The 1,499-nt window shown below is 63.6% G+C and carries 1 protein-coding gene; it reads right to left on the bottom strand.

Annotated features, from left to right (window positions below; genetic code table 11):
* Positions 1 to 34: 34 nt before the first annotated feature.
* Complete coding sequence (locus tag EWE75_RS24530) at positions 35 to 1,441, bottom strand: IS30 family transposase (RefSeq protein ID WP_206364888.1); 1,407 nt, start codon at positions 1,439 to 1,441, stop codon at positions 35 to 37.
* Between the last annotated feature and the right edge of the window lie 58 nt (positions 1,442 to 1,499).

Raw genomic sequence — 1,499 nt, 5'->3', positions numbered from 1 at the left:
CCGCTGGAACTGCTCGCTCGTGTATTGGGCGGATTCAACCGGTCGTCGCAACACCCTCGATATGAACGTTTGCGAGCAGTTGGTCGAGGGCTTCGGCGGGAGTCTTCCAGCCCAGCGTTTTGCGTGGCCGCGTATTGACGGCGTGCGCCACGGCCTCGAGTGCATCCGAGCTGTGCCAGCTTAGGTCGGTCCCTTTTGGGAAGTACTGGCGCAGCAGGCCATTGGTATTTTCGTTCGTGCCGCGCTGCCAGGGACTTTGCGGATCGCAGAAGTAGATATCCAGCCCGGTATCGATGTGCAGCCTGGCATGCTGGGCCATCTCGGCGCCCTGATCCCAAGTGAGCGACTGGCGCAATGTGTCGGGGAGCTTCGTCATCGACTTTGCGATCGCCACGCGTACGGCTTCGGCGCCATGGCCTGCCAGGGGTGGCCCGTTCTTGACAGTCTCTCCCGGTCGATAGCCTTCCATCCGCGGAAGGTGCAGCAACATCGTAAAGCGTGTGGTGCGTTCGACGAGCGTGCCGATCGCGGAACTGCCGAGACCGAGGATGAGATCGCCCTCCCAATGCCCTGGAACCGCCCGGTCTTCGATCTCTGCCGGGCGCTCGCTGATCATGATAGCTTCAGCGAGAAATGACTTGCCGCGTCGACGAGCCCGCTCGCGAGGCAGGCGAAGGGCTCGACCCGAGCGGAGACAGGCGGTCAGGTCCCGTCGCAATGCCCCCCGGCCCTGAATGTACAGGGACTGGTAGATCGCTTCGTGGCTGATACGCATCGTCGGATCCTCGGGAAAATCGAGCCGGAGCCGATGCGCGATCTGTTCGGGGCTCCATGCCGACGACCATCGCCGGCTCTGGCGGTAAACAGCACGGCGTCCCTTCCATACCACATCAGGGCCGCTGAAGCCGACGCCGTCAGGGTTGGCAACCTGCCCAGCGAGTCGATCCTGCACATAGTCGCGCAGCGCCGTGTTGATCGTCAGCTTGCTCGGCTTCGGCCGCCGAGCCGCCCGGTCGGCATGCCATTGCGCAGTGCTCGCCCTATAATCGAAGCTACCGCCTCGCGTCGCGGCATTGCGCGTCAGCTCGCGCGAGATCGTGCTCGGCGACCGGCCAAGCTTACGAGCGATGGCGTTGATCCCGGTGCCCTTGGCGACTTCGATCGCAATATCCTCACGCTCGGGAAATGTCAGATAACGCCCTATGGTCGGCTTCGCCGATGGCGATACATGCGTTGGCGGCATCCCTCCTGCTCCCCGAAACCAGCGCGCGCCGACGGGTGCCGAAACGCCCGCATCCATCGCCGCGTCCTCGCTCGATCTTCCACAAGCTACCGCTTGCCAGAAACGGCAGACGTTCTCACGCTGCCACCCGGGCGGGTGTCCAGGCGAACGCAACTTCCGGCGCGTACAACGATCCGAAGCACGCTTGCGGGTCTTCATCGCAACCTCCTTGTTCAGGGTGTTGCGACGACCGGTTGAATCCGCCTTGGCTGCCCTG

The organism is Sphingomonas populi (assembly GCF_004208535.1).
GTDB classification, from domain to species: Bacteria; Pseudomonadota; Alphaproteobacteria; order Sphingomonadales; family Sphingomonadaceae; genus Sphingomonas; species Sphingomonas populi.
This window is presented reverse-complemented; position numbering and strand designations above follow the sequence as displayed.